Source organism: Streptomyces sp. CB02058, from assembly GCF_001905505.1.
Classification (GTDB): Bacteria; Actinomycetota; Actinomycetes; order Streptomycetales; family Streptomycetaceae; genus Streptomyces.
Map to the genome: position 1 here is coordinate 19,613 of NZ_LIPG01000011.1, position 10,760 is coordinate 30,372.

Annotated in this window: 1 protein-coding gene; it reads right to left on the bottom strand. The window is 68.8% G+C overall.

What is annotated here, in order from left to right; translation table 11 throughout:
• Positions 1-36: 36 nt before the first annotated feature.
• Complete coding sequence (locus tag AMK10_RS38575; protein ID WP_198959867.1) at positions 37-10,722, bottom strand: type I polyketide synthase; 10,686 nt, start codon at positions 10,720-10,722, stop codon at positions 37-39.
• Positions 10,723-10,760: the final 38 nt, after the last annotated feature.

Below are 10,760 nucleotides of genomic sequence, written 5' to 3' on the forward strand. Positions count from 1 at the left end.
GGGTTATCCCGAAAGAAGCACGGCCGGAGGAATACCTCAGTTCCGGGCGTCGAGTTCGGAATCGAGAATGCCGAAGAGCTCGTCGGCGGTCACGGAGTCGAGGTCGACCCCGGCCTCCTCCGATGCGGTGCCGTCCGCGGGGTCGTCCGACCAGCCGGCGGCGATGCCGCGCAGCAGATCGGCGATTCGAGTGCGGTCACTCTCGTCCGCGGCAACTCCGGCCATCATCGATTCCAGTTTACGGATTTCGGCCTCCAGGAGGTCGGTGCCGTTCGCCGCTTCACCGCCGAAGAGCTCGTCGAGCATATGGCCGACCACGGCGGTGACCGACGGATAGTCGAATACGAACGTTGCCGGAAGGCGGCGACCGAGCAACGCACCGATTCCGTTGCGAAGCTCCAGCGCCATCAGCGAGTCGATACCGGCGTCCATGAACCCCCGGTTGACGTCAACGGCTTCGGAGCGTTCATGGCCCAGGACCTTCGCCACCTGCGAACGTACGAGGGCGAGCAGCTCCTGACGCCGCGCCTCGGGATCAACCCCGGCAAGCCGACGGCGGAGCTCGTCGCCCGCATCCTCCTGCCGCGTCCCCGAGGCGGCCTCGGCGCGCCGGGGCGGAGCGCCCACCAGGCCGTGGAACACGTTGGAGAGCGTCTCCCGGCGGCGCCGTAGCGCCGGCAGGTCGAGGCGGGCCGCCACCAGCTGCGGAGCACCTGAGGACACAGCCGCGTCGAGCAGGGCGAGCCCGGACTCGGCGGGCAGCGCGGCGACCCCCAGGCGGGATGTGTCGTCGGCGGCGAGATGGCCGGTCATTCCGCTGTCCTCTTCCCACAGTCCCCAGGCGATGGACTGCGCGGCCATGCCGTGGGCGTGGCGGTGGGCGGCCAGGCCGTCCAGGAAGGCGTTGGCCGCCGCGTAGTTGGCCTGCCCGGGGTTGCCGAGAGCACCGGCGACGGAGGAGAACATGACGAATGCCGAGAGATCCAGGCCGGCGGTCAGCTCGTGCAGGTGCCAGGCCGCGTCGGCCTTGGGCGCGAACACTCTGGAGAGGCGTTCCGGCGTGAGACCGGTGACGACGCCGTCGTCCAGGAGACCGGCCGCGTGCACCACTCCGGTCAGCGGCCGCTCGGCGTCGAATTCCTTGAGCAGGGCGGCCAGAGCCTCCCTGTCGGAGACATCGCAGGCCGCAAGGGTCACCTGGGCACCCGCGGCTTCGAGCTCCGCGGCCAGGTCCGTCGCGCCGGAGGCGTCAGCGCCCCGGCGGCTGACGAGCGCCAGGTGCCGCACCTGATGTACGGCCACGAGGTGGCGTGCCACCACCGCTCCGAGGCCACCGGTCCCGCCGGTGACGAGCACCGTGCCGTCCCCGAACGGAGCCGGGCCGTGGGCGGCATCCTCGGCGCCACCGGAGCTCCCAGGCTCGGAGACCGTACGGACCAGTCGGGGCACGCGGATACGACCGCCCCGCAGAGCGACTTCGGACTCTCCCGAAGCGATGGCGAACTGCACCGCGCCCGGCAGCTCATCGACCGATGCGGAGTCACGGGAACCGTCCGCCGGCCCTTCCAGATCGGCCAGGACGATCCGGCCGGGGTTCTCCGCCTGGGCGGCGCGAACCAGCCCCCAGACTGCGGAGGCGGCCACATCCGTCACCTGCCCGCCCTCCACGGAGACCGCGCCTCGCGTGACGATCACCAGCCGCGCGTCGGCGAGCCGCTCATCGGTCAGCCATCGCTGCAGCACAGCGAGCACGGTGGCCGTCACCTCGTGGGCCACAGCCGGAACAGCTCGCGTGCTGCCCCCCGGCCCGTCACCCACAGAGGTCGCCGGGCAGGTGTACACCAGGACCTCGGGGACGTCCGCATCCGTCGCGACGGCCTGGTCGTCGACCACGTCGGCCCAGGACGTCAGGGACGGGGCAGCCGCAGGCACTGCGAATTCCGCCGTCCAGTCCAGGTGGTGCAGCGGATCGACTCCGCCCGCGTCCGTCCCACGCAGCTGGTCCGGGTCGACAGCCCTGGCGGTCAGCGCCTGGACCGACAGCACGGGGCCACCTTCGCCGTCCGCCACTTCGATGAGGGACACACTGCCCTGTTGCACCAACCGCACCCGCAGGTCGGCGGCTCCCACGGCGTGAAGGGCGACACCGCTCCAGGAGAAGGGAAGCATCGTCCGGCCCTTGTCCTCGGCGCCTTCCTCATCGTTGTCCCCGCTCGAGCCGGTCAGCAGCACTGCGTGGAGGGAGGCATCGAGAAGAGCGGGGTGGAACCCGAATCGACCGGCGTCCGAGCGGGCCTCCTCCGGAAGCGTCACCTCGGCGAAGGTCTCCTCGCCCCGCTGCCACACCGTCTTCAGCCCCTGGAACACGGGGCCGTACCCGTAACCCTGATCTGCCAGCCGCTCGTACGTGCCGTCGACGGACACGGGCTCGGCGCCCTGCGGCGGCCACACGGTGAGGTCGAAATCGGGTGCCGGAGCCTGTGGCAACAGGATCCCTTCCGCGTGCTGCGTCCACGGAGCGTCCCGGTCGTTCTCCGCGCGGGAGTGCACACGCACCACCCGTGCGCCGTCGTCCGCGGCAGCACCGACCGCGACCTGGACCTGCAATCCGTCGGATTCCGGCAGTACCAGCGGTGACTGAAGCGTCAGTTCCTCCAGCAGGCCGCACCCGACCTCGTCTCCCGCACGCAGCGCCAGCTCCACCAGGCCCGTCCCAGGCATCAGCACGCTGCCCAGGATGTTGTGGTCCGCAATCCAGGGCTGGGTGGTGACGGAAAGGCGGCCGGTGAAGACCACTCCCCCGTCGGGCAGGCTGACAGCCGCACCCAGGACAGGGTGGCCGGCCGGCACCAGCCCCAGCGATTCCGGGTCGCCATCGGCAACTGCGGGGAGCGACCAGTAGTGCTGGTGCTGGAAGGCGTACGTGGGCAGGTCGACGCGGCGGGCTCCGGTGGGCGCGTAGAACGCCGCCCAGTCGGGGCTGTGGCCGACGGTGTGCAGCCGCGCGAGCGCCGTGACCAGAGCCTCGGGCTCACTCTGGTTGCGCCGCAGACCCGGCACGAACACCGCGTCAGCCGCAGAACTCTGCGCCATGGCGGTGAGGACGGCGTCCGGGCCGACCTCCAGGAACACCGAGACCCCAGCAGCCGACAGCGCACGAACGCCATCTCCGAAACGGACCGCCTCACGGACATGACGCACCCAGTACTCGGGGGTACGCAGATCATCCGAGGTCGCGAGCTCGCCGGTGACGTTGGAGACCACCGGAATGCGAGCCTCGCCGAACGTCACGCTCTCCGCAACCGTACGGAACTCGGCCAGCATCGGCTCCATCAGCGGCGAATGGAACGCATGCGAAACCCGCAGACGACTCGTCTTACGCCCCTCCGCCTCGAACCGAGCCGCGAGCGCAAGGACCTCATCCTCGCCACCCGAGATCACCACCGCGTCCGGGCCATTCACCGCAGCAATGCTCACCGCGTCCGACGTGAGATACGGAAGAACCTCGTCTTCGGAAGCACGAACGGCGACCATCGCACCACCGGCGGGCAGGGCCTGCATCAACCGCGCACGCGCAGCAACCAGCCTCGCCGCATCCGCCAGCGACAACACACCCGACACATGCGCAGCCGTCAGCTCACCCACCGAATGCCCCGCCAGGAAGTCCGGCCGCACACCCCACGACTCCAGCACACGGAACAACGCCGTCTCGAACGCGAACAACGCCGGCTGAGTGAACTCCGTCCGCTCCAACACCGACGCATCCTCACCCCACACCACATCCCGCAACGACCCCGACAGATGGGAATCCAGCTCCGCCACCACCGCGTCGAACGCCTCGGCGAACACCGGGAAGGCAGCGTGAAGTTCACGCCCCATCCCCAACCGCTGCGCACCCTGACCCGTGAAGAGAACGGCCAGAGCACCAGCAGAACGTGAAGTCCCCCGCACCACACCGGAGCCCTCACGGCCCTCCGCCAACACACCCAAAGCAGCCAACAGTTCATCCCGGTCACGGCCGACCACCACAGCACGCTGATCCAGCACCGCACGCGAGGTCGCCAGCGAGAAGCCCACATCCACCGGACGTATCTCAGACCCGGCCACCCGCTCCAGCAGACGCGCAGCCTGCGCCTTCAACGCATCCTCACCGGCGGCCGAGAGCACCCACGCATGCACCGGGAACTCTTCGGATCGTTCGCCCTGCACAGGCTCCTCGTCCGGAGCCTGCTCGATGATCACGTGCGCGTTCGTGCCGCTGATCCCGAACGACGACACCGCAGCCCGCCTCGGACCCACCGTCGCCGGCCACTCCCGAGCCTCCGTCAACAACTCCACCGCACCCGCAGACCAATCCACCTGATCCGACGGACGATCCACATGCAACGTCTTCGGCAACACACCATGCCGCATCGCATGAACAACCTTGATGATCCCCGCCACACCCGCAGCAGCCTGCGTATGACCCATGTTCGACTTCACCGAACCAAGCCACAACGGCCGACCCTCAACCCGACCCTGCCCATACGTCGCCAACAACGCCTGCGCCTCGATCGGATCACCCAAAGTCGTACCCGTACCATGCGCCTCCACCAGATCCACATCAGCACCAGTCAGACCCGCATTGGCAAGAGCCTGCCGAATGACGCGCACCTGCGACGGACCATTCGGAGCCGTCAGACCATTACTCGCACCATCCTGATTCAGCGCAGAACCCCGCACCACCGCCACCACCGCATGCCCAAGACGCCGCGCATCCGAAAGACGCTCCACCAGAAGCATCCCCGCACCCTCACCCCACGCCGTCCCATCCGCACCCGCAGCAAACGACTTCGCACGACCATCCGCAGCCAAACCACGCTGACGACTGAACTCCACAAACGTCTCCGGAGTCGCCATCACCGCAACCCCACCCACCAACGCCAGATCACAATCACCCGACCGCAACGACTGCACCGCCGAATGCAACGCCACCAACGACGACGAACACGCCGTATCCACCGTCACCGCCGATCCCTCAAGACCCAGCGTGTAGGCGATGCGGCCGGAGACCAGGCTGCCTTCGTTGGCGCCTGCCGAGTAGTCGTGGTACATCACACCCGCGTACACGTTCGTCCGGGAACCTGCCAGCGTCGACGGAACGATGCCCGCCCGCTCGATGGCCTCCCACGAGACCTCCAGCAGCAGCCGCTGCTGGGGATCCATCTCGTACGCCTCACGGGGGCTGATCCCGAAGAAGTCGGGGTCGAACCGGGCCGCGTCGTGCAGGAAACCGCCCATGCGCGTGTACGACTTGCCCGGCGTGCCCGGCTCGGGATCGTAGAGCCGTCCGGTGTCCCAGCCACGGTCGGTCGGGAAGGACGAGACGGCGTCACGGCCCTCGGCCACCACGTCCCACAGTCCTTCGGGCGATTCCGCGCCGCCGGGGTAGCGGCAGGCCATGCCCACGATCACGATCGGATCGTCGTCGGCGATCGCCCCGCGCACGACCACGTCGCCCGCGGCCTGCGAGGCCCCGCTCTCCGACATCTCGGTATCGAGGTACGAGGCGACGGCCCGTGCACTCGGATAGTCGAACACCAGGGTCGCAGGCAGCCGTAGGCCCGCTGAAGCATTGAGGCGGTTGCGGAGCTCCACGGACGTCAGGGAGTCGAAGCCGAGCTCCTTGAAAGCACGGTCCGCCTCGATGGCGTTGGCCGTGGCATGCCCAAGGACGCCCGCGACCTGTTCCCGCACCACGTCCAGGAGCAGCCGCTCCCGCTCCTCCGCCCCGAGGCCGGACAGGCGGGCCCTCAGCGCACCCGACGAAGCACCCGAACGGGCCACCTTGCGCACCGCAGGCACCATGTGGCGGAGGAGGTGAGGGACGGTGGCCGGCTGGGACCGCAACGCCACCAGATCCAAAGGCAACGGCACCACCACCGCCCCACCCACACCCGCATCCGACCTGCTCATCGCAGCGTCGAACAGCTCCAGACCCTCAACCGCACCCAACGCCGGGAAACCCTGCCGCGCCAACCGCTCCACATCACCGACCGACAACCGGTCAGCCATACCACCCACACCAGCCCACGGCCCCCACACCAACGACCGACCCGGCAAACCACCACACACCCGCACCACAGCCAACGCATCCAAAAACGCATTCGCCGCCGCATAATTCGCCTGCCCCGGACCACCCAACAACCCAGCAACCGACGAAAACATCACAAACGCCGACAGATCCATCCCCGCCGTCAACTCATGCAAATGCCACGCCGCATCAGCCTTCGGCGCGAACACCCCGTCCAACCGCTCCGGAGACATCGCACCGATCACACCGTCATCCAGCACACCCGCAACATGCACCACACCCGACAGCGCAACACCATCCAAGACCGCTGCCAGCGCCCCACGGTCCGCGACATCACAGCCCACCACCGACACCGACGCACCAGCCGCCTCCAGATCCGCGACCAGCACCTCAGCCCCCGGAGCACCCAACCCCCGACGACTCACCAGCAACAGATCCCGAACCCCATGCACCCCCACCAGATGCCGGGCCACCAACGCACCCAGACCACCCGTACCACCCGTCACCAACACCGTGCCATCACCGAACGAACCACCACCGCCGCCAGCCTCAGCCGGCCCGGCTACAGCACGCACCAGCCGCGGAACCCACAACCGGCCCTCACGCACCGCAACCTCGGGCTCACCACACCCCACCACCAGCTCCACCGCACCAGCAGAACCATCCACATCACCCAGAACAATCCGCCCCGGATGCTCCGCCTGCGCCGCCCGCACCAGCCCCCACACACCAGCACCAGCCAGATCAGACACACCACCACCATCAACCGCCACCGCACCACGCGTAACGATCACCAACCGGCCATCAGCGAACCGCTCATCCGCCAACCACCCCTGCACCACACCCAGAACACCACCCACAACACCCCGCAACACACCCGGCACATCCCCAGGCACATCCGGAACCGCGAACACCACCGCATCCGCACCCACCACACCACCAGCCGCAACGTCCTCCCACCGCACGAACGAACCCACACCCGCAGGAACAGCAGCCGAACCCCCAGCCACCACACCCCACTCAACCGCCAGCAAAGAACCACCAGCAGCCGCACGGCCACCCGCACTCAACTGCTCGGCAGACACCTCACGCGCCACCAACGAACCCACCGACAGCACAGGAACACCCGCACCATCAGCCACCTCCAACGCCAGCAGGCCCTTCTCACCGCGCACGATCCGCACCCGCACGACCGACGCACCCGCCGCGAACAGCGACACACCCGCCCACGAGAACGGCAGACGCGGCGCACTGTCGTCAGCAACCTCGGTAAGCATCTCCGCGTGCAGGGCAGCATCGAGAAGAGCAGGGTGCAGACCGAACCGCCCTGCCTCCTCGCGAGCCTCATCGGGAAGAGCTACCTCGGCGAAGATCTCCTCACCCCGCGTCCAGACAGCCCTCAGCCCCTGGAACACCGGGCCGTACCCATACCCCTGCTCCGCCAGCCGCTCGTACGCACCCACGACCGGAACCGACACCGCGCCGGCCGGCGGCCACACCGCCAGATCGAAGTCAGCAGCGGGCGCCTCCGGGCGCAGCATCCCCTCCGCGTGCAGCCGCCAGGGCGCCTCGGGGTCGGCCTCCGGCCGCGAGTGGACTCCCACCGGCCGCCCGCCGTCCTCGGTCGGAGCATCGATGACGACCTGAACCTGTACGGCGTCGCTGTCAGGCAGCATCAGAGGTGACTGAAGGGTCAGTTCCTCCAAGAGGCCGCACCCGACCTCCTCACCCGCACGCACCGCCAGCTCCACCAGACCCGTCCCCGGCACCAGCACACTGCCCAGCACACTGTGATCAGCAAGCCAAGGATGAGAGTTGAGGGAGAGACGGCCGGTCAGGACCATCCGCTCGTCGGGCGTGCTCACGGCCGCCCGGAGCAGCGGGTGGTCGAGGGGAGTCTGCCCCGCACCGGCGGCATCGCCCTTGCCGGCCGCGTTGGTGAAGCTCTCCTGCCAGTAGCGCTGTCGCTGGAAGGCGTATGTGGGCAGATCGACACGCTTGGCGCCGGTGTTCCGAAGACATGCGCTCCAGTCGACCGGCACGCCGCGCAGGTGTGCCGCGCCGAGCCCTGCCAGTAGTTCGCGTTGCTCAGAACGATTGCGCCGCTGTGTCGGGATGAGGGCCACGACGTCCTGTTGCTCATCGCCTGCGGAGACACAGTCCTGCGCCAGCGCTGTGAGAACGGTGTCGGGTCCGATTTCGATGAACGTCGTGACGTTCTTGGACTCCAGGCAGCGAATGCCGTCCGCGAAGCGCACGGCCTCCCGCACGTGCCGCACCCAGTATTCGGGCGAACGGAGCTCGTCGGCGGTGGCCAGCTCCCCGGTGACGTTCGACACCACCGGGAGATTCGGGCTGTTGAACGTGAGAGTGGCGGCCAGCTGGCCGAACACCTTCAGGATGGGCTCCATCAGCGGTGAATGGAACGCGTGCGAGACACGCAGACGACTCGTCTTACGACCCTCGTCCTCGAACCGAGCCACAACCTCCAGCACATCCTGCTCGGCACCGGAGATCACCACCGCATCCGGACCATTCACCGCAGCGATACTCACCGCGCCCGACGTCAGATACGGAAGAACCTCGTCCTCGGACGCACGGACGGCGACCATCGCACCACCCTCGGGGAGGGCCTGCATCAACCGCGCACGCGCAGCAACCAGCCTCGCCGCATCCGCCAGCGACAACACACCCGACACATGCGCAGCCGTCAGCTCACCCACCGAATGCCCCGCCAGATAGTCCGGCCGCACACCCCACGACTCCAGCACACGGAACAACGCCGTCTCGAACGCGAACAACGCCGGCTGAGTGAACTCCGTCCGCTCCAACACCGACGCATCCTCACCCCACACCACATCCCGCAACGACCCCGACAGATGGGAATCCAGCTCCGCCACCACCGCGTCGAACGCCTCGGCGAACACCGGGAAGGCAGCGTGAAGTTCACGCCCCATCCCCAACCGCTGCGCACCCTGACCCGTGAACAGGAACGCGGTGCGGCCCCGGCGGCGCGGAGTGGCGGAGGTTTCGCTCCGGAGGAAGGAGTCGAGCGCCGCGTCGAGTTCCGCGCGGTCCTCGCCGATGAGGACCGCTCGGTGCTCGAGCGAGGCCCTGCCCGTGGCCAGGGAGTGGGCGATGTCGAGAGCTCTGGCCTCGGGGCGGGTCGCGAGGTGACCGCGCAGCCGGTCGGCCTGTGCCGTGAGGGCTTGCGGAGTCTTCCCTGAAAGCACCCAGGGAAGGACGGAAGGGGCGTGGCGCGGGTCCTCGTCGGCACGGGTGGGGGTGTCCTCGTCGGCGGACGGGGCCTGTTCGACGATGACGTGGGCGTTCGTACCGCTGATCCCGAAGGAGGAGACGGCGGCTCGTCGTGGACGGCCGGTCTCCGGCCACGCACGGGCTTCGGTGAGCAGTTCCACTGCTCCCGCGGACCAGTCCACCTGAGGGGTGGGCTCGTCCAGATGGACGATGCCCGGCAGGAACCCTTCCTGCATGGCAAGAACCATCTTGATCACGCCGCCGACCCCGGCTGCGGCCTGGGTGTGTCCGAGGTTGGACTTCAGCGCGCCGAGGAGCAGCGGCTCTCCCCCGGGGGCGCGCTCGCGGCCGTACGTGGCCATGAGGGCCTGTGCCTCGATGGGGTCCCCGAGGGTGGTGCCGGTGCCGTGGGTCTCCACGGTGTCGATGTCGGCGGCGGTCAGACCGGCGTCGGCCAGGGCCTGACGGATGACCCGCTGCTGGGAGGGGCCGTTGGGGGTGGTGAGCCCGCTGGAGGCGCCGTCCTGGTTGAGGGCGGAGCCCCGGATCACCGCGAGTACCGGGTGTCCGTTGGCGCGGGCGTCGGAGAGGCGTTCCAGCAGGATGAGCGCGGCGCCTTCGGAGCACCCGGTGCCGTCCGCGCCCGCGGAGAAGGACTTGCAGCGGCCGTCGGCCGCCAGGCCCCGCTGTTCGCTGAAGTACACGAACATGTCGGGTTCGGTCATCACGGTCACACCGCCGGCGAGAGCCAGCGTGCACTCGCCCTTGCGGAGGGCCTGCGCGGCCCAGTGCAGCGCGACCAGCGAGGAGGAGCACGCGGTGTCCACGGTGACCGCCGGGCCCTCCAGCCCCAGGGTGTAGGCGACCCGGCCCGTGACCAGGCTGCCGTCGCTGCTGCCGGGGCCGTAGTCGTGGTACATCACGCCCGCATAGACACCGGTCGCGGAGCCCTTCGCGGAGGTCGGGTCGATGCCCGCGCTCTCGAAGGCCTCCCAGGCGGTCTCCAGGAGCATCCGCTGCTGCGGGTCCATGCCCAGCGCCTCGCGGGGGCTGATCCCGAAGAACTCCGGGTCGAAGTCCACGGCGTCGTAGAGGAAGCCGCCCTCACGGGCGATGGACTTGCCTACGGCTCCGGGCTCCGGGTCGTACAGGGCGTCGAGATTCCAGCCCCTGTCGGTGGGGAACCCGGCGACGGCGTCCTTGCCGTCGCGGACCAGGCGCCACAGCTCCTCCGGGGTGCGCACGCCACCGGGGTAGCGGCACGCCATGCCGACGATGGCGACGGGTTCGTCGGCACGGTCGGTGAGCTGCTGGTTCTGCTGTCGCAGCCGTTCGTTCTCCAGCATGGACGAGCGCAGTGCTTCGACGATCTGCTCAGCGGATGCTTCCACGTGATTGTCCCTGGTTTCTCGCTGGGTGACCGGATGCT